Below are 22,705 nucleotides of genomic sequence, written 5' to 3'. Positions count from 1 at the left end.
CAACAAAGGATGAACACGATGGACGCTGTCTGCGCTGACCTGCTCGCCGAAGTGCGTGCCTTTCGCCAACGCTACCCCGAGGTGCGTTATGTCGACCTGATTTGCCTGGACATTCCCGGGCATTTTTACGGCAAGCGTTACCCGGTAGACATGCTCGAAAAAGTCGCCGCCGGCAGCGTACTGAAGCTGCCGCAGAATTGCGTACTGTTGGGCGTGCAGGGTGGTTTGTTCCCGATTGGCGATTACTGCTTCAACGACGGCGACCCGGATGCCGTGCGCCGCTTGGTGCCGGGCACACTGAAACCGGTGACGTGGGAAGCGAGCCCGCTGGGGCAGATGCTGATCACGTCGGACGGCACCGAAAAACCGATCGAATTCGAACCGCGTGAAGTCCTCGCGCAAGTGCTCAAGCGCCTGGCGCGCAAAGGCATTCATCCGGTGGTGGCCTTCGAGCTGGAGTTCTACCTGTTCGATAAAAAGCTGCGCGACGGTCTGCCGCAATTCCCCCGCGACGACCTGACTGACGACGCCGATGATCAACCGAACCTGCACATCGAACGCCTCTCACGCTTCGCGCCGGTGCTGGATGACATGGTCGAAGCGACGCGGGCACAGGGCATCGACGCTACCGTGATTACGGCTGAACTGGGTCCCGGTCAATTTGAAATCAACTTCGGCCATCTCGACGACGGTTTGCGTGCCGCCGACTGGGCGGCGTTGTTCTGCCGCAGCACGCGGGGCGTTGCGCTTAAACACGGCTACCGCGCCAGTTTCATGGCCAAGCCTTACTTGCAACATCCGGGCAGCGGTATGCATGTGCATGTCAGTCTCTACGATTCGGCGGGCAATAATCTGCTAGCCGCGAATGAGCAGCAGCCGCTACGCCATGCAATCGCTGGATGCCTGGAACTGCTGCCGCACAGCATGCCGATCTTTGCGCCGAACCAGAATGCGATGCGCCGTTTGGGCGGTACGGTGAACACGGCGAGCAAAGCCAGTTGGGGTTTTGAAGACCGTGACGCGTGCTTGCGCATTCCCGAGTCGGACGTGAAAAACCTACGGGTCGAATATCGCTTGGCGGGGGCGGATGCCAATCCGTATCTGGTACTGGCGGCGATTTTGGCGGGGTTGGAGCATGGGCTGGAGTCGGGTAAAGAACCGATCGTACCGCTGAATGAAGACCGCAACAGCGGGATCGATTTCCCCAAGGAGATGTTCGAAGCCGTGCGTGCGATGCAGCATCAGCCGCAGTTGCGTGGGGGCTTGGGCGCAGAGTTTGTCGATGTGTATTGCGAGAACAAGCGCCAGGATCATTTGGCATTCATGCAGGAAATCAGTGCGCGAGAATATCGCTGGTATTTGTGAGTGACGGGATCGTCACGAGGGCGTCAACAGTGGTGACGTTTGCAGCGAAACCCCCAGACATTCACCAGTTTGCGCTCCAGCGCCTTCCAGTCGGCATCAGACAAGTCGCCTAATTCAATCATCAGATGGCCATTTGCGGCTTGGAAGGTATTCATGGATTGGCGCCCGGGCGTGGAATATTGGATGGGGAGCACACAGTGATACAGGCCACTGACGTGCTTGTCAGCACTCTTGGGGCGTAGCGAGCCAAAGCGGGAAGTGTTCCAATTACGCAATTTCCCGACACTGACAGACAGGTAATCAGCAATGACCGATACGACCGATGATGCATTCTACGATCGCGCCGATGCGCATATAAACCTGTCGAACGAGCAGCTGAAAGTGTTCGAAAACCTTGGCAAAGTCAGCGCGTCGATGATGTTCGGCACCACTCGATTCAACGCCTGGGTGAGCGCGCGCAGTTTCAAGTCGGGCGAAGAAATGGCACAGGCTCGCGAAGCGATGTTGAAGTATTTCTGTGAGCAGTACCGGATGATGCTTGAGGATAACCTTGACGACCACATCAACAATTTCAGCCAGTACATGACCGCGAAAAACGTTTGACAGGTAGGGCAGGTCCTCAATCGATGAGGTACAGCCTGATCTCAATGGTCCTGATCGAAGGAGCGTTTGCAGTGAGCTGTCAAACCAGTGATATCGTGCCCGTCCACTGTTTGCACTCCAATCACTGATTGCGCCCCACCCGCACACTTGGTTTTTCAAACGCCAACTGGTAGCGTGCGCCACCTCGCTGTATTACCCGATCCTTGTCGTCATTTTGCCGGTCACTGGCAGACGTAAACGAGTCCCCGCTGCCCACTCGAGGGCGCCGACGCAGGATGCATCGGGCGATGCACAGTCATTCGCAAATGGAGTTCACAATGACGCAAAACAGTACCGTGCTGTCCGGCATCCAGCTGGATCAATTGATGGATCGTCTTGAGGTCGAGCATGAGGAACACGGTGCCGACTATCTGCTGGACCAGTTGCGCGCCCAGCCGCTCAGGGCGGCCTCGCTGGAGTCGATTGGCCGTCTGCACGGGCTGTGGGTCAACGCCGGTGATGCTGACAGGGCCAAAGCGGTATTGGCCGACGACGGACAGGCACTGATCGAGATTACGCCTGACGACGCGCGCAACGAGCTCAAGGTCAATCTGCTGATTTACCAGCTGCGACTGGGCAACTACCTCAAAGACGAGCAGGGCCTGTTGCTGACGCTCGACACCCTCCAGCAATTGACCCACGAGCCCCTGCCGTTCGATATCGAGCAGTACCGGCGCTACCGCATTTTCGATGATCTGCAGCACGCCACCGTCGACGTCGCCCTCAAGGCTATCGAGGTGCGTCACACCTTGGCCCAGGTCAACCCGGACCGTCACGCCCTGCGGGCCTGGGACGATGCTGATCAGTACCGGCGCCGGGCGCAGGTGCTGGCCAACCATGAACGTGAGGAAGAGGCGCGCGAAGCCGCGCTGGCGGCAATTGCCGCATTGCGCACCGCTGACGAAGAGCAGGACGTCGACGCTAACGACTGGCTGTGGCTGGGCAATGCGCTGATCGAAATCGTGCCATTGCGTCTGGCGATGTTCGAGCAACCGGTGGTGCGCTTGATCGCCGAATTGTCGCTGCCCCAGCGCCGGGAATGGGAAGTGCGTCTGGCGCGTCTGGCCGCGCGCTCCCTGCAGGCTCAGGGCAACCTGGCCGGCGCATTGGCAATCTGTGAAGTGGCAACCCTGAGCCTGGAATCCAGCGGCGGTGACAACTTCGTTGATTTCCATCTGCCCTGGCTGCTGGAAAACGGCCAGATCGAAGAGGCCGGGCAACGTGCGTTCATGGAAATCTATGAAATGCGCGGCGAATTGTGGCCGGGCACGGCCTATTGGGTCCACGATCGCCTGCTTGATGCCGAGGATCAGTCCGCGTGGTGGCCGTTGTGCGTGATGCGTGCCTGTGACGATCAAACGGTGCTGGAGCAGTTCCTTTCCGGCCTGCCGTGGCGTGACGAGTCGACACCGTCGCTGGGCCCGTTGCTCGATGCTCTACATGCTGCGCGCAATGACCTTGAACAAATCGACAACGTTTTCGACCAAGCGCTGGCAGAGACCGAACGCCGCTCGCCGAACCACCCATGGATTACCCGCCTGATGGCGGTGCGCGAACATCAGGCCGGTCGCATCGACGCCAACACTCAACTGACGATGCTGCGCGAGGCCGTCTCGGCCGGCGCTATGCAGGACAACCGCAGCGTCTTCAGCCTGTTCAGTGCCCACGCCGATGTGCACGGCATTGCCGATGCCCTGCGCCAGCCTTTGCCGCCCATGGCCGCTGGCATGTACTACTACCAGTTCGCGAATGCCCTCGAGGACCTGGTCGAAACGCATGTCGAGGATCTCACGAGCGAGGAGGCCGAGCCGACCTGGTGGCGGCTGCGCGAAGTCCAAAAACTTGCCTATGAACTCGGCCAGGCCCGTATGGAGCAATGCTTCGCCAGCGGCCGCGGACATCGCTTCGATGCCTGCGCGCACCTGTACTCGATGCTGTGCAACAACCTCGCGATCAATTACCGCTGCTACAACGAACAACTCGTTGAGCAGGCCCTTGAGTTGCATACCCGCGGCATCGCCGCCAGCTCGTTCGCCGAACATTATCAGGGCATCCTCCGCAACCGCATCGAACTGAAGGATAACCAGGGCATCGCCGACGCCGCCGAACAGCTTTGGCACTACGCGGCCGACTACGGCTATAGCCGTCACGATCCAGAAGAATACATACAGGACGTCACCCGCGCCCTGTACTGGCTGGACCGCGAACGCGAGATTCCGGTCTGGCTGGAGCGCATTCTCAAATGGCAGGAAGAGCGCGAAATCAGCGACAAAGAGCTGGAGTATTCGCCGCTGTTCGCACGGATGAAAATTGCCTTTTACCTGTCGTACTGCCTGCCGGAGGCGGCCACCAGCCTGTGGTTGCGTTACGCGCAGCTCATCAACGAAGGCGACGAACCAACCCTGCTGGGCTGTGCCGGTGATGTGCTCAAGGGACTCGGGCGCAAAGAAGAGGCCGTGGCCTATTACCAGCGCGCGATCCTGCGCAGTGATCCGAACAGCCAGGTGGATCAGGGCAACAATGAAAAGTTTCGCCAGTTCATCGCCGAACTGCAGGCGCCGGCAAAATCGGCCGGCAAGGCCTGGTGGCAGATATGGAAGTGACACCTGCGCAGCGCCAGTCCGGTTACGCCCCGCGCAACGCACTCAATGCCGATCAACTCAAGCGCGGCATTGCCGAGCGCAGTAAGGCTCGCGGAGATGCGCCAGAGGTGAGCAAATGGTTGCTCAACCATTTCTATCGTCATCTGGTCGGTAACTTCGAACCTGCGCGGCGCATCCTGACGTTGGAGCAGGCTGTCGAGGCATTGGGCGCCGAGCCGCCGTCCTGGGTGGCCAAACATTTAAGCGACGCCGGCAAAGCTTCGCAGCAGGCGTTCGCGCCGTTGGTCTGGGTCGATCCGCAGCAATCGCCGCTGCTGGCCGAGGAGACCTTGCTGGTGGAGTTCCTGACCTCGCGTCAGGGCACCGCGCTGGCAGGCAAGCTTGACCGGATCAACTGCCCGCAGGCACTGGCACTGTGGCAAAAGGAGCATGCGCAAATGGCTGCGCGGGTCGAGCAGGGCTGGTGTCAGAGCCAGCCTGAGGCGTTGCTCACGCGAGTGACCACCGCTGAGCACGTATTGCAGGAGCTGCGGCCCGAGAGTGATTTGCTGCGTGCGGAAATGGCCTTTGAAAGTTACGTGATGCGCCACTGCCTGGGCCAGTTTGCCGATCGCCGCGCCTTGACCGGCGGCTACGGTGAACGCTACGCCGAAGCAGTGGAAGAGCAGCGCATGCGCGTGTTCAGTCTGCGCGACGGCCAAGGCCAGCCGCACATTACTATCAGCCTGATCGTCCAGGACGACGGTACGTTGACTGTCGAGCAGGTCAAGGGCAAGCAGAACCGGCCGCCGGTCGAGCGTTATTACCCGGACCTGCTTCAGTGTCTGAATGCCCTGGACACCGACGAGCAGACGCCCGCCGACTGCATCGCCATCGGCATTGTGCGCACCGACGCGGGCTGGCTGCGCATCGAAGAGGTCAACGACCCGACCGCCCAGACTCGGCTGGTGGCCCGCTATCCGCAATTGTACGAGCGCCTCGATGCGCCTTCGGCCATGGTCGAATGGCTGGTGGCCGGACGTCAGCCGCAGCAGTTCTTGCAGGTGGCCCCGCAAGCGGTATCGGTCAGGTACGCGACCCGGCAAATTTTCAGCAAGCGCATTGAGCATCAGCCGAATGACCCGCAGTACCTGACCGAAGGTGTGCCGTGGCCGGACATGTCCTCGCGGCTGGTGGAGGAAATCCAGGCCTGGCAGGCGCGGGCAAGGTAAGGAAACCGACATGTTTTTGCTTATCACAGTGGTTGTTTCAAGCTGGTTGTTGTGGCGAGCGTTCAGACCTCGCGGCGCCTCATTGTTCAGCCCGCGCAAACACTGGTCGCTGCTGCTGGCCCGGCCCATGGTCGATGCGATGGCCGTCGAGGGTTTCTACTCCCCGGCGTGCGATCACTTCACCGAGCAATCGCAGACGATCCTGCGGGCAGCGTTGCTGCACCAGGCCGGGATCCGCAGCAACAGCAATGACGAGGCGGTGCGGGCGCACTTCAGTGCGACGCTCGATCAGCAGTGGTTTGGCCTCGATTTGCAGGCGCTGACAGCCACCGATGACCCGCGTGCGGCCATGGCTTTTGCCTGCGTGCGGGTGACGTTTCTGGTCCGGTGTGCGCTGCTTATGCGTTGGCTCGAGCCTGACCTTGCCTGGCGCGTGCTGCTGCTCAATGCGCAGCGGGCGCAGGACTGTTTCGACAGTTGGGAAGATTTCGGCAAGGCCTATCAGTCGGGGCGCAAGCAATGGGTCGCGACGTTTCGCGTCGACTCGCTGGGCGAAGCGTTTGACGAGCCGCAACTGCGTCAGCTGCTGGCGCCCGGCGGTGGGGCTTGGGCTGACGTAACCTGGCGAACGCCAGCAGCGTTGAACCCGGTTCTGGTGAGGTAACCCCGACTACTCCTTCAATGACATCGGCCTGTCCCCGCCCGGCGGCAGGCCAAACAGCTTGCGCACGCCGTTAAGAAACGCCCCATAAGGTCGCCCCAGCACGAGCATCATCACCGCCGCGCCAAGCGTGCCACGCAGCAGGCCGGCTCCTGATGCACCACTGAAGGCAATGATCGCCGCATAGATAGGCACCTGAAAACTGACGAGGGCAACACTGTCCCAGAGCACTCTGGACAACCGACCCTCACTGGCTCGCGTCATCACCCAATCGCGCCATAGGCCGTAAGGTCGCGCGACTGGAATCATCAGCACCGCGCCCAGCAGGCGCGCCTGGAGAACCTGATCCCACGTCATGCCGGCAATCAAACGTTCATTGATGATGCCGGTGGTGGTGAAAAACAGGATCAGCGCTGTGGTGTCTGCGATGAATGCAGTCCGACGCGTTGGCTGTTGCAGGCGTTGCGGCACCTCAATTCTCCTTTCATGGCTTCAGCTTTCTTCAGTTAAACGCCGGCGCTTCATCGTGATGTGACAGCGGCTGCACCGCGAGGTGCGGAGATTCGCCGAAGTACTCGATCAGCAGTTCGGTGAGCACGCGGATCTTGCGCGCGGGATGGGGGCCTGGCGCGCGGAGGAGGTAGGCACCGGCAGGGGGCGGTGGATGGTTGGTCATGATCGGCACGAGTGCACCCGTGGCGATGTGCTCGTGGGTGAGGCAATCGGGCAAGTAGGCGACGCCGAGACCGGCAACTGCGGCCGCAGCGAGCGCGGTGCCGTTGTCAGCCTTGAAGCGTCCTTGCGGGCGAACAGTGATGACCTTGTCAGCCGCCATGAATTGCCAGGCTTCGGTGCCTTGCATGAGTGCCTGATGGGCGTGCAGTTCGTCCGGGGTTTCGGGGGCGCCGTGCGCTTTGATGTAGTCCGGACTCGCGACGAGCTTGGTGTAAACCGGGCCGATACGCCTGGCGATCAAGTTGGAGTCCTGCAGATAACCCACGCGAATGGCGCAATCGTAGCCCTCGGTAATCAGGTCAACGAAGCGATCGCTGTAGCAGGTCTGCATGTGCAACTGAGGGTGACGGCGAGCCATTTCCGCCAGCACCGGGGCGAAGTGCGTCGGCCCGAACGACAATGGCACTGCTACTCGCAGGCGGCCACGCAGGGCGCCTGCGGGCAGGATGGTTTCCCTGGCGATATCGATTTCGCTGCAGACTCGGGCGGCGTAATCGCGGAACGTCGCGCCGGCCTCGGTGAGCGATGCGCCGCGCGTCGAGCGTGCCAGCAGTTGCACGCCCAGTTCTGCTTCAAGCCGGGCCAGCCGGCGGCTGACGATTGATTTCGAGACCCCGAGCCGCAGCGCAGCCTGTGAAATACCTCCGGCATCCGCCACTTCGACGAAGGTCTGCAGTTCTTCGATATCCATTTTTGCGTTCCCCTTGGCGCGACACAGTTCGCCTCGGGATGCTACTACTGCCGCGAATAGGGGAACAGCACAATGGGTTTTCCAGGCACGGCGTCACTCGCGTGCGTTCTGGAATCACAAACCGCACGGGCTCCGGCCGTTTCACCCGCGTGCGTTACCCATACAAAAGGACCTGCAAATGGCAAGCGAAGCAATCCGCAACCCCCACACCGATCAACTGCTGACGCCCGAGAATTCAGCATTGATCGTCATCGACTATCAACCGGTTCAGGTGTCCTCGATCCGCTCGATGCCACGCGATGAACTGGTGTTCAACATCACCAGCGTCGCGAAGGCGGCGGTCAACTACAACCTGCCGATCATCCACTCGACCGTCAATGTCGCGACCGGCCGCAACAAACCACCGATTCAAGAGTTGCAAGCGGTGCTTGGTCATCTGCCGACCTATGACCGCACGTCGATCAACAGTTGGGAGGACACCGAGTTCAAGCAGGCAGTCAAAGCGCTCGGGCGCAAGAAACTGATCATGACCGCGCTGTGGACTGAAGCCTGTCTGACCTTCCCGGTACTCGACGCGATCCAGGAAGGCTATGAGGTTTATGTGCCGATTGATGCCGTGGGCGGCACTTCGCTCGCCGCACACGAGGCGGCGTTGCGCCGAATGGAACAGGCGGGTGCGAAGCTCATCAGCCGCGTGCAAATGTACTGCGAACTGCAGCGCGACTGGGCGCGAGAGGTGACCGTGCCGGGCTTTATGGGCGTGTTCGAAAACTTCGACGGATTCAATGCTGAAAAGGCGCTGCAAGAGGCTGGCAACAAGGCCTGAGTAACGGGCCGTTGTTAAAGGTGGCGCTGGCAATCGCCGGCGCTGCCTTCATTTGGCCTGTTTCAAACGCCTGAAAATAATCTGAACCGCTTTAGGACCTGCTCGCCTAATGATTAGCTTGTGGTCAATCGCACAGGCGATGTGCCAATTCCGGCACACTCCGAGAGGTGGTCAACGTGGCTAAAGACGAAAAGAAAAGCAAAGACAAAGCTGACGCTTCGAAAGCCAGCAAGGATTTGAAGGACAAAAAGTCGTCACCTGCGAAGAAATCAGCAGCGGCTTCGGCGCTTTCAAAGTCCTCCGACAAGGACAAGAAAGACAAGAAGAAAGACGCCGAGCCGAAGAAATCTGCCAAGAAAGCCGATAGCAAGCCTGAGAAGGCCAAGGATTCGAAGAAGGCTGACAAGCCGGCTAAAAAGAAAAAGTGATCTTGAAGACAATAAAAAACCCGGCATTCAAACCGGGTTTTTTATTGCCTGCTATTCGGGGCCTCAGAGCGCCGCTTTCACCTGCAAGCCAAACACCAACGCATTGTCGATGTCCTGCCCGGAGAACGCGCCCGGCTCGATGATGTACTGCACATTCGGACGCAGGGTCAGCCAAGGCGTTGCCTGATATCCGTAGCCGAGTTCGATCAATTGCTCGGCGCTGTCCAGGTTCGGGAACGCCGTGCCGTTGTTCAATGCGGCGTCCTGCAGCACGTCGCGGCTGCGCGGGTTAGGCACGGCGCGTCCGTAACCCAGCGCGACGGTGTCACGCGGGCGACCTTCGAACGGTTTGTACAAAACCACGCCGGTGCCGTACCACTTGCTGAACGGCGAAGCCGCTTCGCTGGCCGCCGAGTATTGGCCGAATGCATGCAGGCTGCGGCCTTCGGAAGTTGGCGAGTTCCAGACCGCCTGATCGATCAGCAGGTAATGACCGCCACGGCCGGAGACTTCGTCGTCGCTGCCGATGCGCTTTACGTCGGAGCTGTCGTAGTAGTAGCCGAGCTTGTATTCGCCGGGCAGGGTGCCTGCGTGTTTGTACACCAACTCGATCGGCACCACGGTGCCGGTGGTGTGTTTTGGCCCAAGGTGCCAGGCGCGACTGGAGTTGCCGTTACTTTCCGGATCGACGTTGAACGCGGCCACGCGCAGTTGCCACGAGGACGACAGGTCGTATTTCACCCGCACACCGAGGTGGGCGTTGGGGTAGTTGGTCCAGCCGCTACCGCCGGACATGTTCAGCGGATGGCCGCAGAAACCGGCGTTCATGAAGTTGCACAGAATGCCGCTGTCGAGGCCACCGAGGTCGTTGCCCATGGCCATGTAACCGAGCTTCACGTTGAGCGCCGGGGTAAACAGGCTGCGCTCGTAACTCAGTTCGGTCAGTCGCGTGTACAGGCCGCCGTAGTTTTCCTGAATCGGCAGACGGTTGCCGACGAGGTCTTCCGAAGCGCTGTTGCCGCGGCGGTCGTTGATGGTCAACTGGACCTTGCCGGCATTGTCGACGCCGTACAGTTTGCTCAGATCGAACTGCACGCCGAGTTTGATGTTCTGCGAGTAGCGCGCCGAGCGATGCAAACCGCCGTCGGCGTTGTATGCCATTTCACCGCTGTAATCGCCGGTGAACTTGATGCCTTGTTCATCCATCTGGTGACGCAATCCACCCCAGTCACCGGTGAGAGTGCTGCGGGTCAACAGATCGGAATCGTTGTCGGCCAGCGCGGGGAGGGTGGTGGTGCATGCGACGCCCAGCAACAGGCCTTTGAACAGGTCGGAACGCGAAAAACCAACAGCCGATAGCATGTAAATCTTCCTGCAGAAAACTTGAGCAATAGGGGGGAAAGCAGCGCGGCACCCGAAGGTGCCGCGCTTTACGTGGACACCGTGATTTATGGCAGGGCGTAAGCCATCACGTAGTCGCCGCGATCGGTCGACTGACGCGCACCACCGGCGGTGATGACGATGTATTGCTTGCCGGTTTTCGGCGAAACATAGGTCATCGGGCCGCCCTGACTGCCGACCGGCAGACGTGCTTTCCAGACTTCTTCACCGTTGCCGCTGTTGAACGCACGCAGGTAGAAGTCCTGAGTGCCGGCGATGAAGATCAAACCACCTTGGGTCGACAGGGTGCCGCCGAGGGTTGGCAGACCGATCTTGATCGGCAGGTGCATGCGGATGCCCAGTGGACCGGTGTCTTCAACAGTGCCGACCGGAACCTGCCAAGCAACTTTCTGGGTCTTCATGTCAATGGCAGTCAGCGTGCCGAACGGCGGCGCCTGGCAAGGAATGCCGGCTACCGACAGGAAGCGGTTTTTGTTCACGGCGTAAGGCGTGCCTTTCAGCGGTACGGCGCCCATGCCGGTGTTCAGTGCTTCGCCACCGCCAGCGGCCTGGCCTTTGTTTTGCGACGGGATCATCTGAATCCACAGGCCCAGACGCATGTCGTTGACGAAGATGAAACCGTGCACCGGGTCAGTGGAAATGCTGCCCCAGTTCATGCCACCCAGCGAACCCGGGAAGCTCAGCGATTTATCGGTACCCGGTGCGGTGTACAGACCGTCGTAACGCATGCCTTTGAAGTCGATGCGGCAGAGCAACTGATCGTACGGAGTGGCGCCCCACATGTCCGATTCGGTCAGGTGCTGAGCACCGATTTCTGGCATGCCTACCGATTTCGGCTGAGTAGGCGAGTACGGTTCGTTCGGGATGTTCGCCGCTTTCACCGGTACTTCTTTCACGTCGGTCAGCGGTTTGCCGGTTGCACGGTCGAGCACGTAAATCTGCCCGGCCTTGGTGCCGATGACCAGCGCCGGAATGCTTTTGCCGTCTTTGGTGAAGTCGATCAGGCTCGGCTGCATCGGCAGGTCGAAGTCCCAGAGGTCGTTGTGCACGGTCTGGAATACCCAGCGTTCAGCGCCAGTCGTGGCGTCCAGCGCGAGGATCGACGCGCCGTAGGTGTGATCGAGTTTGCTGCGCTCGACACCATAGATGTCGGTCGACGAGCTGCCCATCGGCAGGAACACGGTGTTGGTCGCCGGGTCGTAGGACATCGGCGCCCAGCTGTTCGGCGTGCTGCGCACATAAGTGCTGCCGTCGGCCGGTGCGTTTTTATCCTGCGGGTTACCCGGGTCGAACGCCCAGCGCATGGCGCCGGTCATCACGTCGAAACCACGGATCACGCCGCCGGGCATGTCGGTTTGCACGTTGTCAGCTACGCGACCGCCAACTACCACAGTGGTACCGGCCATCAGCGGCGCGGACGACAGCTGATAGTAGCTGTCCGGGACATCACCCAGGCCAGCCTTCAGATCTACCTGACCGTTGTTGCCGAAACCCTGGCAGAACTCGCCAGTGTCAGCATCGACCGCGATCAAACGGGCATCAATGGTGTTGGTCAGCAGACGACGCTGGCAGTTGGCGGCCGGCGCAGGCTTGGCTTCGATGATCGACGAGTTGCTCGGCTGAGCAATCGCTTTGGTGGCGTCGAAATAGGCCATGCCACGGCAACGCTGCCAGACTTTCGACTGAGCGTTGATCGCGTTCTTCCACAGCTCTTTACCGGTGTCGGCATCGAGGGCAATCAGGTTGTTGTGCGGGGTGCAGATGAACACCTTGTTGCCGACCTGCAGCGGGGTGAGCTGGTCTTCGGCGCCGTTGCCATCGCTCTCGGCGACGTCACCGGTGTGGTAGGTCCACGCGACTTTCAGCTTGTCGACGTTGCTGCGGTTGATCTGGTCCAGCGCAGCGAAGCGGCTGCCACCTTCGGTATTACCGTAGTGCGCCCAGTCTTTCTGCGCCTTGTCCGACTCGACCGGAGTCAGGCCCGGGCCAGTGCCGGTTGCTGCCACGGTTGGATGGGCGACGAACATGTTGCCGGCCGCCACAACCACGCCGACCGCCAGCACCGCAGCCACGGCGTAAGCGCCGCGACCGGCAACGCCACCGTTGGCACGCTTGAGCAGCGGATAAACCAGCGCCACGACCAGGCCGATCACACTGAACATGAACAGGCGCGAGAACACCGGCCAGAACACCAGCCCGGCATCGCTCACCGCCCAGATCGCAGTTCCGACCAGGAACGCGGCAAACAGCCACGCGCCGGCAGGCTTGAAGCGCGCGATCAGCAGACCGGAAACGGCCATGACCAAGCCACCCACCAGGAAGTACCACGAGCCTCCCAGGCTGACCAACTTCACGCCGCCCGCAGCCAGCGCCAAGCCGAGCAGGGCGATGACGACGCCCAGCCCGATCAGAATGAATTTTGATATGCCCGAGAGGCGTTGACTCTGCTTCACGTTGAGTGTCCCGTTGAAATGAGGCGCGCATTATATAGTTAGGTAACTACCTAGTTAAATCACAAATTTCAACGTGAAGCGTAGTTCGAGGTTTCGGCTCGCGCCTGCAGAGGACTCAGATGTGGAAATGTCTGTCGAAATGCGCACAAGAATCGCTGTTCTGTCAGATTGATTGTGATTTGTGACAGATATCGGATGCCGCGCCCTCAGGCGTAATTCATTTGCGCGGGGTTGTAAATGCGACGAATAACCGCCAGGTAGCCCGACCCAGAGCGGTCAATGGATGCGCTGAGCTATATGGATATGCTTTTTTAATCTTGGAATTCGCCACGGTTTACCGCTCAACTGGCGCCTTTTTGATAGGTAGCTATTTATGTCCGAGCGGTATGAGGTGGTGGTTCTGGGCTTGGGCGCGATGGGCGCGGCGACGGTTTATCAGTTGGCGAAAGCGGGCGTGAACGTTGTCGGTATTGATCGTCATTACCCGCCGCACAACCTCGGTTCCAGCCATGGCGATACTCGAATCACCCGGCTTTCGGTCGGCGAGGGCGCGCAATATGTGCCGATCGTGCGCAATTCTCATCGCATCTGGCGTGAGCTGGAGGCCCTGACCGGGGAATCGCTGTTCGAGCAATCGGGGTTGCTGGTGCTGACGTCGAGCGCCGAATTCGATCCTGAAGATCAGACCGACTTCACCCTGCGCACCATCGGCCTGGCGCAAACCTACGGCATCGAGCACGAAGTCCTGTCCGCCGAACAGATTCGCCAGCGCTTCCCACAATTCGCCAACGTGCACGACTCGGCCATCGGCTATTTTGAACCGGGCGGAGGCTTCGTGCGCCCCGAGCGCTGCATCGATGTTCAGCTCAAACTGGCCGAGCAACACGGTGCGACGCTTTATAAAGGCGAGACCGTCACCGGGATCAGCTCGAACGATGAGGATGTCACGGTCATCACGGACCGCCGCACGCTGTTTGCCAACAAACTGGTGATCAGCGCAGGCAACTGGAACGGCGAGTTGCTCGGTGAGCCCTATCAGAATCTGCTCAGCGTTTACCGGCAGAAGCTGTTCTGGTTCGAGCTGGAAGAGAACGCCGGACTGGTCGGCCACTCACCGACGTTCATCTTCACCCACGGTCGCGGTGACGACAAAATCAACTACGGCTTTCCCGCGCTACCCGGCGAAAGCAGCATGAAAATCGCCACCGCGCAGTACCACACCTCAACGTCAGCGCAGGCCATCGATCGCACGGTTTCAGCGGCCGAAGCGCAGGACATGTACGAGCACCAGGTACACGATCGCATCGCCGGCGTGACCTCGACAGTGCTCAAGTCAGCGGTCTGCGCCTACACCGTGACGCCAGACCGGCATTTCATCATCGACGAGCATCCGTCGCTGCAACACACCCTGTTCGTCTCTGCGTGCTCCGGGCACGGCTTCAAACATTCCGCCGCGCTCGGCGAAGCATTTGCCCAGTGGTGCATGCGCGGCTCGAGCGACCTGGATCTGTCCTCTTTCTCCCTAAAACGCTTCGAAGGAAAACTATCGTGAAACGCGTCGCGCTCTCCGTAGCACTGCTGGTCGCCGCCATGGGCAATGCCTATGCCGAAACCCTGAAAATCGCCGTGGTGCCTGTGCCCCACGCCGAGATTCTGGAGTTCTTGAAGCCGGAACTGGCCAAGGAAGGGGTGACGCTGGATGTCAAAGTCTTCTCCGACTACATTCAACCCGACCGGCAGACCGATGAAGGCTTGCTCGACGCCAATTACTTCCAGAGCAAACCGTATTACGAGGCCTACAAAAAAGACCGCCCGAGCAGCGACCAAGTGCCGATCGTCGCCGTGCACATCGAACCGTTCGGTGCCTACTCGAAGAAGATCAAAAACATCAGCGAACTCAAGGATGGCGCGACCATTGCCATTCCCAACGACCCGACCAACTCCGGTCGGGCGCTGCTGCTGATCGCCAAACAAGGCCTGATCACCCTGAAGGATCCTGACAACATCATGGCCACGCGCCTGGATATTGTCAGCAATCCCAAGCATCTGAAGTTCCAGGAGCTCGAAGCGGCTATGCTGCCGCGGGTGTTGAATCAGGTCGACATGGCGTTGATCAACGCCAACTACGCGCTGGAAGCCAAACTGGTGCCGCACAAAGACGCGCTGTTTATCGAAAGTTCGGAATCGCCGTACGCCAATTATCTGTACGTGCGTCGCGACAAGGCCAACGCGCCGGCGGTGCAGAAACTCGGCGCATTGCTTAACTCACCGCAAGTGAAGCAGTTCATTCTTGAGCGTTATCACGGTGATGTGGTGCCGGCGTTCTGACGCCGTCGGGAGCCGCCAGAAATGCTGACGGCTCCCGACATCCTCAAGCGATCTCTTCAAACCTGCGCACATCGCCCAAGGAATCACGCTGCATCGACTGCAGGTTTTTTTCGATGGTTTCACACAGCGCTTCCATCTGAATCTGATGCTCGCTGTGGCGAAACGGACTTTGCAGGTCGGTGCCGATGCGTTCGATGGCCAGCAGCATAAAACCCACCACGGTCGAGGCCAGCGGCGTGAACCAGCCCAACGATTCCACCAGTCCGACCGGGACGATCAGGCAGAACAGCGAAATAAACAGCCGTGGAAAATACACATAAGGGTAGGGCAGCGGTGTATTGGCAATCCGCTCCATGCCGCCCTGACTGTTGGACAAATCCACCAGCGTCGATTCCAGCCGCGCCAGGCGAATGCTGTCCAGACGTCCGGCCTTGTATTCCCGTGCAAGCAAAGTCGCGGAACCGGTGAGGATGTCATTGGCAAAGTTGTTGGTCGTGCCGCTGCGGGCAAACTCATCGGCGGGAATAAACGCGCGGACTTCCTCAGGGCAAGGCTGCCCTTGCAGATGCGCCGCGAGGCAATTCACATAGGCGACGTGGCGGCGCAACAGGGTCGACTTGACCGGATTGACCTCGCCATCGGGATCATCCAGCAACGTCAGCACCTGGCGGGCGAAGCTGCGCGAATTGTTGATCATCGACCCCCACAACGTCCGTGCTTCCCACCAGCGGTTGTAAGCGCTGCTGTTGCGAAAACTGATCAGCACGATCAATGCCGAACCCAATAAGGTCAGGGGCATTAATGGCAGATTCAGTTTAGCGTTGAGGAACAGCATGAAGTCGACGGTGACGGCGATGTCCCAGAGCAGCAGCCAGAACAACGCCCAGCCGACATAGCCCAGGGTCTTGATGATCAAACGGTATTTTCTGACGATGGCAGCTTTCAAACGGAAACCTCGTGGTGAGCGGTAAGCGTTAACGCCTTAGCTCGGACGCTGTTTTCGGGGGAAAGGTTCGGTCAATAGTCTGGCAATCGGCGTCTCGACTAGTCCGGGGTGATCATCGCTAAAGGCGTTAAACCTTACGTTCTCGCTACGCCCGGCACATCCATATTGATCTTGCGCCAGAAAGCTTCCGACAAACTGTAGACCGAGAAGGCAATCAGCCCCAAAGCCATCACCATCAAAATCAGCCAGCCAGCGGGCAGATTCTGCAGCGCATCGAGCGCTTCCTTCATTCCAGGTGGATCCATGGCTTGATAGGTGGAACCGCTGACCGCCAGCAGCAATGCAATCTCGATAAACACCACTCCGCGCGCGATCAGACCAAACTGGGAGACCGGGCGGACGTAGCGCATGACATCCTCGTCGGCCTCGAAATACTTCTCGAACGACGCTTTCCAGCCCTTGAAGATGTGAGCAATGCCGACCCCAAGCGGAATGAGGGCGATCAGGTACACCAGCCAGTTCGAGTGTTCCCAGGACAGCAGATGCGCCAGCCAGTCTTTGGTTTGTCCTGCGGAATTGCCCGAACTTTTAATCCCGCTGATGAGCAGGCCCAATGCGAAGAACGCCAGAGCACCGTTGACCAAGCCTCCGACAAACAGCCCTGTGCGAATCACCAGACCTTTGAGTTTTTTGCCGTGATGATCGACATCGCGCGTGGCCTGCAGGACACGCCAGGCGGCGAATGCCAGCAGTCCCGCCACGACAAGTCCCACCAGAAAATAGCCGAATGGCTGGCTTAGCAACGCCTCCAGACTCTTGTGGCTGTCCTTTGGTTTGGTCGAGTCATGAGCTGCGAGCAACGCGAAGATACCGATGATCAAATACAGCATTCCCCGGGCGGCGTAGCCTCCCCGAGCGAGGATGACAAGGTTGTGTTGCGCGGACATGGGACGTATTCCTGAGAGGTCATAGGAGAGCAGACCCTTCTTGCCGGGAGGGGTTCTATGAGCCGTCAAAACACTGCAGGGGCTTAGAGATCGAGAACGTCCTGCGAGCCCTGCTCAAGTCATACTCGCTGCCCCCAGAATCGGGCCTGCACAGTGACTTCCGTCTGTCGCAGGACTTGAACCATAAGGGGCGGATTGCGTCTTAACTTTCGCGAAATCAACCCTATGGAAGCAATCATGCTTTTGAAGAATAAGAGTCTCCTTGCTGTCATGTCCTGCGCCATGATGCTTGCAGCCGCCCCATTACTCCCTGCTGACATCTCTGTCATGAACTCTGCCTACGCGAAGGACGGTGGTGGTGGTGGTGGTGGTGGTGGTGGTGGTGGTGGTGGTGGTGGTGGCAACGGCGGCGGCAATGGTGGTGGTAACGGCGGTGGCCATGGCGGCGGTACGGGTGGCGGTCATAGCGGTTCAGATCACGGAAGTGCCAATAGCAGCGGCCGTGGCAATGGGCTCAGTAGTGATCATGCCGGCAAGGCCACTCGCGACCATGGCGAAAGCGGTAACCACTATGGCAGTGATCGCAATGGTGACAGCGGTCACGGCTCAACGACTTCAGGCGTCGCCCATTCCAAAGATACGCGCGGCGTGACCAAAGCGACGGCCATCTCCGACACGACACCAGGGGATCACAATTCGAAAGGGTTGAGCAAAGCTGGAGCGTCGACAGCAAAGAAATCACACTGATCCGCTATTTCTCTGCAACACCCACTGTAAATAAAGAGGGCGTCTGAAAAGGCGCCCTTTTTTATGCATTCGCACAAAGGTCGCTTGTGGAATCAATTCCTCCACGCCGGATAATGAACACTGGGACAACCCTGGCTCCCGTGCGAATTGCCCGGTCGTTGGCCCAGAAATGGAATCAGTTGGTCGCCAGGGCTGAGTACCTTGAGTGACTTCTCCAGGACATCGACGCCTTGAGTGAGCAATATCTCAACCGAATTTCATGGACTCATGATCGCCGCCAGTTTCGGATGGTTTTTCGCGTAATACAGCTCTGACTCGGCGTCATCTTCCAGGAAGTGCCATATCTTTTTTGATCGCACGGAATACATGACGATAATCAGAAATACCCCGAGATAAAGCCACATCAAACTGGTTGCGCCGGATCTGGACATGATGGCGCCCGTCATCATGAATGAAACCGAACTTCCTAGCTGACTGATCACTAACGTGGATGCCATTAGTCGTACGCGTACGCCGGATGGGATCGACATGAGCCTCTTGTCCATTCCGACCATCGTAATGCAAGCACTCGCCGCTCCGGCAAAAAACAGGCAAGTACCCAACAGCCAGATTTCGTCGGCTGGTGTCGCTGCACAGAGTGCAAACGTTAACAGTGCCCAGCATCCAAGATACTTGTTGCGCTGATTTTCTTTTTTGCTAATCAGCGGGCTTAAAAAGAACACACCTGCAACGGCTCCACCCGCGAACACCGCATTGAACAAGCCAACGCTACCTTCAGCAAGGCCGTGCGTGTGTATGAGCGCTGGCACCAGCATCGGTACAGTCGCGGTAACGGCCAGACCAAGCAGTAATCCGGAAAACGTCAAAAATTGTTCTGGCGGTAGAACGCATTTGAGTTTAAGCCCCAAGAGCATGTCATTAACAAGATCGGTTGAGGATTTTCGGGGTTGCAGGGCAGGGGCTGCGCTGACCGGTAACGCCATGCCTAAAACCACGATGACCAATCCCACGATCGACACGAATAGCAGCGAGATTTCCAGTGAATAAACCGTAATCACAATACCTGCCAACAAAGGCCCCGCAACCCGGCCGACAGTAACAACGATGCGCCGGACGCGAAATGCAGCCTGCGCACGATGTTTATCAAGGGTTTCCGCAGGATAGATGCCCAAAAGAGGCTGAATCATTCCAAATACCGATGCAGCGATCACATCGATCAGTATCAGCGCATCAAGCGAATACCAGTTTGCGGCACAAAAGTATCGCAATACGCTCACTATCAATACCGCAAAACAGCCGACCTTAAGCGCCGTACTGCGGCGCATCGACTCAACACGCGGCGCCAGGCACAACATTGAAATGATAGCCGCGAGTGCGAGTGCTGTTTCGTAGGCGGCCAGCTCCAGCAGGCTTCCTCGCTGCACGATGATCAGCGGTAGCGTGGTATTCCAGCAACCGAGGTAGATCCAAAGTAACAAGTCCAGGCAAAGATACTTTCGAAATGTACTCAATGGGTGACTTCCTTGCTCCGCACCTTGTGTTCGGGATGTCATTCGCCCGCGCCGAATTACCCGCAACCGCTGCGCACATATCAGCTTATACCTGCGCTGACATCCGGTGATGTTCCAGCAAGAAATCGACGAACAACCGCACCCGCGCCGGCATCGCCGCGCCACCGACGAACACCGCATGAATCGGTTCCTGATCCCCCGGATTCCAGTCTTGCAACAGCGCAATCAGGTCGCCACGCTGCAGATCCTCACTCACGCTGAACTCTCCGATACGGGCAATGCCGGCACCTACTCGCGCGAATTGTGCCAGCGCTTCACCACTGCTGCATTCGATGTTGCCGCTGACCTTCAGGGAAAACGCTTTGCCATCGCGGATGAATGGCCAGTTGGGTTCGGCACGCTTGAAATTGAAGCGCAGGCAGTTGTGCTGGAGCAGGTCTTCCGGTTCCTGCGGGACGCCGTGGCGCTGCAGATACTCGGGTGATGCCACCACGACCTGGCCGGTGGTGCCGATCCTGCGTGCGGTCAGCGGGCTGTCGGGCAGATGGCCGAAGCGCACCGCGACGTCGGCCTGCCCGCCGAGAATGTCGACCACTTCGTCGCCGAGGGTTAGGTCGACGACGATGTTCGGGTAACGGGCGCTGAAGGCTGCGACCAAGGGCACGATGGCCAGGCGTCCATGACCAAGGGCGGCACTGACCCGCAATCGCCCCTTGGGTACGCCTTGATCGGCGATGGCGTCTTCGACCTCGTCCATGTCGGCGAGGATACGCCGGGCGCCGCGCAGGAACGCTTCGCCCTCGGCCGTGAAGGTGATCGCTCGGGTGGTGCGCAATAGCAGGCGGGTGCCAAGCCGTTGCTCGGTGCGCGCGATGATCCTGCTGACTGCCGAAGGTGTCAGGCCCAGTGCACGCGCGGCGGCCGACAGGCTGCCTTCCTGCGCCACGGTGGTGAACACGCTCATTTCACCTGACCTGCCGTTGAAATCCACTTGTGCCTCCTACGCAAAGGTGATTGCCAAAAATGCTATCTACCGCCTGAAAAGACGGGATCGTAGCATTGGCGGCATAGATAAGGAGTTTTCCATGCGTATCAATCCACCACTTGTTGCACTCGCCATCGGTGCCTTCGGCATCGGCGTCACAGAATTCGCCCCCATGGGCATGTTGCCGGGTATCGCTGCGGATCTGGGTGTTTCCATTCCCGCTGCCGGTTTGCTGGTCAGTGCATATGCGTTGGGCGTATTGCTCGGCGCACCACTGATGACTCTGACCACCGGCAAGATTCCCCGGCGCTATCTGCTGATCGGGCTCATGGCGATTTTCACCTTGGGTAATCTGATGTCAGCGTTGGCCACCGATTACTACAGCCTCATGGTTGCCAGGGTCGTGACCTCACTGAACCACGGTGCCTTCTTTGGCGTTGGCTCCGTCGTCGCTGCCACCCTGGTCGCCCCGGAGAAACGTGCCGGAGCAGTTGCGGCGATGTTCATGGGCCTGACGCTGGCGACCATCGGCGGTGTGCCGCTGGCCGCCTGGTTTGGCGAAATGTTCGGTTGGCGCACCGCTTTCTGGGGGATTACCGGCCTCGGCGTGGTGACCATGGCCGCGTTGTGGTTCGCCTTGCCCAACGTGCGCGCGCCGCAAAGTGTCGGTGTCATGGCGGAAATTCGAGTATTGGGGCGTGGCCCCGTGCTGGCCGCGCTGGCCCTGACCGTCGTCGGCTCGAGTGCAATGTTTACCGTCTTCACCTACATCGCACCGATCCTCAGCAGCGAGACCCATGCGTCCACCGCCTTCATCACCGCCATGCTGATGCTTTACGGTGTCGGTTTGACACTGGGCAACATGTGGGGCGGCAAGGCCGCTGACCGCTCAATCGATCGCACCCTGATCGTCTCGTTGAGCGTGCTGATTCTGGTCTTGTTGGCGTTCACCGTACTGATGCGCTGGCCGCTGCCGGCCGCCGTGGCCATTCTGATCTGGGGTATTGCCAGCTTCGCCCTGGTGCCGCCGCTGCAGATGCGTGTGATGGAAGCGGCGAAGGACGCGCCCAATCTGGCCTCGGCGGTGAACATCGGCGCCTTCAACTTCGGCAATGCGATTGGTGCGGCGCTGGGCGGCGCGGTGATCAGCAGCGGGCTGGGTTATCCCGCGATCTCCCTGGCCGGCGCGGCAATGGCTGGCCTGGGACTGCTGATGGTGTTGGCGTTTGCGTGGCGTTCCAGAACGGTTGAAGCCGCCGTGGTGTAACACGTTCAACAATGCTCGGCGAGTTGTCAGTATTCGAGAGGATGAGTAAGCTGCCCCCATGAATCAGCCATCCCTATCTACCTCCTCGCCGAGCACTCGCGGCCCCGCCGAACACGACATTCGTGACCAGATTGTCGCCGCGGCCAATGAGCACTTCAGCCAATACGGCTACGGTAAAACCACGGTTTCCGACCTGGCCAAGGCCATCGGTTTTTCCAAGGCCTACATCTATAAGTTCTTTGATTCCAAGCAAGCGATTGGCGAGGCCATTTGCGCCAACTGTCTGGGCCAAATTGCTGCGGCGGTCGAACAAGCGATTAATACCGAAGCGGTTTCAGCCACCGAGCGTTTGCGCAGGTTGGTGAAAACCGTGATCGCTACGGGTGTGGATCTGTTCTTCAACGACCGCAAGCTTTACGACATCGCGGCGTTTTCCGCTTCGGAGCGCTGGAACAGTGCGCAAGTGTATGAAGCGCAGATCAAGGGCTTTATCCTCGATATCGTGCGTCAAGGGCGAGAAGCGGGGGAGTTCGAGCGCAAGACTCCGCTGGACGAGACGGTCGAGGCGATCAATCTGGCGTTGCGACCTTTCGTCAACCCGCTGCTGTTGCAACACAATCTGGATTTGATCGAACAAGCGCCCACGCTGACGACCAACCTCATCCTGCGCAGCCTCATGCCTTGACCCTTCCCTGAGCAGAATTTTCAGGCGAGTCAATTCAAGGCGACATCCTCTTATCATGGTTCCTGTTCCCTGCACATGAGCGGCGGGAGAGCTATACATTCAACTGGAAGTGACCATTATCGGAGTTGGTCATATGAGTGATATGGCTACATACAAGTCTAGATGCCAGGTGACCTAGCAATAGCGAGTCAGGCCCGTCAGTCGATCCGTAGTCCGATGTTGCTGATGGCCAGGATGCAGTTATTTCTCAGGTTGTGACCATTGACGATATTG

At 59.2% G+C, this 22,705-nt stretch carries 21 protein-coding genes; 12 read left to right on the top strand and 9 right to left on the bottom strand.

Features of this window, described 5'->3' with window-relative positions; genetic code table 11:
- The first annotated feature begins 18 nt into the window (after positions 1-18).
- The gene (locus ACM6JQ_RS17120; protein WP_414894288.1) at positions 19-1,365 is read left to right on the top strand and encodes a glutamine synthetase family protein; all 1,347 of its coding nucleotides are present in this window, start codon (positions 19-21) and stop codon (positions 1,363-1,365) included.
- A 23-nt stretch (positions 1,366-1,388) separates the two neighbouring features.
- Here ACM6JQ_RS17120 and ACM6JQ_RS17115 read toward each other — a convergent pair whose 3' ends face one another.
- Positions 1,389-1,520, bottom strand: coding sequence for a hypothetical protein (locus tag ACM6JQ_RS17115; RefSeq protein ID WP_256588341.1), 132 nt, complete (start codon positions 1,518-1,520; stop codon positions 1,389-1,391).
- 151 nt (positions 1,521-1,671) lie between these two features.
- On the opposite strand from ACM6JQ_RS17115, the gene ACM6JQ_RS17110 reads away from it, so the two are divergent.
- From ACM6JQ_RS17110 to ACM6JQ_RS17095, 4 genes are all read left to right on the top strand, one after another.
- Complete coding sequence (locus ACM6JQ_RS17110; RefSeq protein WP_007913288.1) at positions 1,672-1,968, top strand: DUF3144 domain-containing protein; 297 nt, start codon at positions 1,672-1,674, stop codon at positions 1,966-1,968.
- A gap of 317 nt (positions 1,969-2,285) precedes the next feature.
- Positions 2,286-4,610 (top strand): hypothetical protein, encoded by a 2,325-nt coding sequence (locus ACM6JQ_RS17105; protein ID WP_095112120.1) that lies wholly within the window; start codon positions 2,286-2,288, stop codon positions 4,608-4,610.
- Positions 4,601-5,821: a hypothetical protein gene (locus tag ACM6JQ_RS17100; RefSeq protein ID WP_414894287.1), complete on the top strand. Its 1,221-nt coding sequence runs from the start codon at positions 4,601-4,603 to the stop codon at positions 5,819-5,821. Before ACM6JQ_RS17105 ends, ACM6JQ_RS17100 begins: the two co-directional genes overlap by 10 nt.
- A gap of 10 nt (positions 5,822-5,831) precedes the next feature.
- Complete coding sequence (locus ACM6JQ_RS17095; protein WP_007913282.1) at positions 5,832-6,485, top strand: DUF1266 domain-containing protein; 654 nt, start codon at positions 5,832-5,834, stop codon at positions 6,483-6,485.
- A gap of 6 nt (positions 6,486-6,491) precedes the next feature.
- On the opposite strand, the gene alaE is transcribed toward ACM6JQ_RS17095, so the two are convergent.
- Positions 6,492-6,953, bottom strand: coding sequence for an L-alanine exporter AlaE (alaE, locus tag ACM6JQ_RS17090; RefSeq protein ID WP_095112122.1), 462 nt, complete (start codon positions 6,951-6,953; stop codon positions 6,492-6,494).
- Between the two features lie 31 nt (positions 6,954-6,984).
- Entirely contained in the window at positions 6,985-7,908 is a 924-nt protein-coding gene (locus ACM6JQ_RS17085) for a LysR family transcriptional regulator (RefSeq protein ID WP_414894286.1), read from the bottom strand.
- A 178-nt stretch (positions 7,909-8,086) separates the two neighbouring features.
- Here ACM6JQ_RS17085 and ACM6JQ_RS17080 point away from each other — a divergent pair, with 178 nt between their 5' ends.
- Together ACM6JQ_RS17080 and ACM6JQ_RS17075 are read left to right on the top strand one after the other, a co-directional pair.
- Positions 8,087-8,734: a hydrolase gene (locus ACM6JQ_RS17080; protein ID WP_038361513.1), complete on the top strand. Its 648-nt coding sequence runs from the start codon at positions 8,087-8,089 to the stop codon at positions 8,732-8,734.
- A gap of 176 nt (positions 8,735-8,910) precedes the next feature.
- Positions 8,911-9,162: a hypothetical protein gene (locus ACM6JQ_RS17075; RefSeq protein WP_007913274.1), complete on the top strand. Its 252-nt coding sequence runs from the start codon at positions 8,911-8,913 to the stop codon at positions 9,160-9,162.
- A 63-nt stretch (positions 9,163-9,225) separates the two neighbouring features.
- Here the strand turns inward: ACM6JQ_RS17075 and ACM6JQ_RS17070 are convergent, their stop codons facing one another.
- Together ACM6JQ_RS17070 and ACM6JQ_RS17065 are read right to left on the bottom strand one after the other, a co-directional pair.
- Complete coding sequence (locus ACM6JQ_RS17070) at positions 9,226-10,524, bottom strand: carbohydrate porin (protein ID WP_414894285.1); 1,299 nt, start codon at positions 10,522-10,524, stop codon at positions 9,226-9,228.
- 86 nt (positions 10,525-10,610) lie between these two features.
- Positions 10,611-13,016: a glucose/quinate/shikimate family membrane-bound PQQ-dependent dehydrogenase gene (locus ACM6JQ_RS17065; RefSeq protein ID WP_414894284.1), complete on the bottom strand. Its 2,406-nt coding sequence runs from the start codon at positions 13,014-13,016 to the stop codon at positions 10,611-10,613.
- Positions 13,017-13,389: 373 nt separating this feature from the next.
- On the opposite strand from ACM6JQ_RS17065, the gene solA reads away from it, so the two are divergent.
- Both solA and ACM6JQ_RS17055 read left to right on the top strand, forming a co-directional pair.
- Positions 13,390-14,568 carry an N-methyl-L-tryptophan oxidase gene (solA, locus tag ACM6JQ_RS17060; protein ID WP_414894283.1) on the top strand — a complete coding sequence of 393 codons (1,179 nt, stop codon included), beginning with the start codon at positions 13,390-13,392 and terminating at the stop codon, positions 14,566-14,568.
- Positions 14,565-15,344, top strand: coding sequence for a MetQ/NlpA family ABC transporter substrate-binding protein (locus ACM6JQ_RS17055; RefSeq protein WP_095112128.1), 780 nt, complete (start codon positions 14,565-14,567; stop codon positions 15,342-15,344). Before solA ends, ACM6JQ_RS17055 begins: the two co-directional genes overlap by 4 nt.
- 43 nt (positions 15,345-15,387) lie before the next feature.
- Here the strand turns inward: ACM6JQ_RS17055 and ACM6JQ_RS17050 are convergent, their stop codons facing one another.
- The gene (locus ACM6JQ_RS17050) at positions 15,388-16,290 is read right to left on the bottom strand and encodes a bestrophin family protein (RefSeq protein WP_007913263.1); all 903 of its coding nucleotides are present in this window, start codon (positions 16,288-16,290) and stop codon (positions 15,388-15,390) included.
- 134 nt (positions 16,291-16,424) lie between these two features.
- Positions 16,425-17,237 (bottom strand): DUF1206 domain-containing protein, encoded by an 813-nt coding sequence (locus ACM6JQ_RS17045; RefSeq protein ID WP_414894282.1) that lies wholly within the window; start codon positions 17,235-17,237, stop codon positions 16,425-16,427.
- Between the two features lie 237 nt (positions 17,238-17,474).
- Between ACM6JQ_RS17045 and ACM6JQ_RS17040 the strand changes: the two genes are divergently transcribed.
- The gene (locus ACM6JQ_RS17040) at positions 17,475-17,984 is read left to right on the top strand and encodes a hypothetical protein (RefSeq protein ID WP_414894449.1); all 510 of its coding nucleotides are present in this window, start codon (positions 17,475-17,477) and stop codon (positions 17,982-17,984) included.
- 257 nt (positions 17,985-18,241) lie between these two features.
- On the opposite strand, the gene ACM6JQ_RS17035 is transcribed toward ACM6JQ_RS17040, so the two are convergent.
- A complete protein-coding gene (locus ACM6JQ_RS17035) occupies positions 18,242-19,495 on the bottom strand; it encodes an MFS transporter (RefSeq protein ID WP_414894281.1) in 1,254 nt (417 codons plus the stop codon).
- Positions 19,496-19,580: 85 nt separating this feature from the next.
- Positions 19,581-20,486, bottom strand: a complete 906-nt coding sequence (locus tag ACM6JQ_RS17030) for a LysR family transcriptional regulator (protein WP_414894280.1) — start codon at positions 20,484-20,486, stop codon at positions 19,581-19,583.
- A 94-nt stretch (positions 20,487-20,580) separates the two neighbouring features.
- On the opposite strand from ACM6JQ_RS17030, the gene ACM6JQ_RS17025 reads away from it, so the two are divergent.
- Complete coding sequence (locus tag ACM6JQ_RS17025) at positions 20,581-21,747, top strand: MFS transporter (RefSeq protein WP_414894279.1); 1,167 nt, start codon at positions 20,581-20,583, stop codon at positions 21,745-21,747.
- Between the two features lie 58 nt (positions 21,748-21,805).
- Complete coding sequence (locus ACM6JQ_RS17020; RefSeq protein WP_414894278.1) at positions 21,806-22,432, top strand: TetR/AcrR family transcriptional regulator; 627 nt, start codon at positions 21,806-21,808, stop codon at positions 22,430-22,432.
- The last annotated feature ends 273 nt before the right edge of the window (positions 22,433-22,705 follow it).

Origin of the sequence: Pseudomonas sp. IT-232MI5, from assembly GCF_949767845.1 — a bacterium.
Lineage (GTDB): Bacteria > Pseudomonadota > Gammaproteobacteria > Pseudomonadales > Pseudomonadaceae > Aquipseudomonas.
Note: the sequence above shows the minus strand (reverse complement) of the source record. Positions and strands in the feature narration are given on the sequence as shown.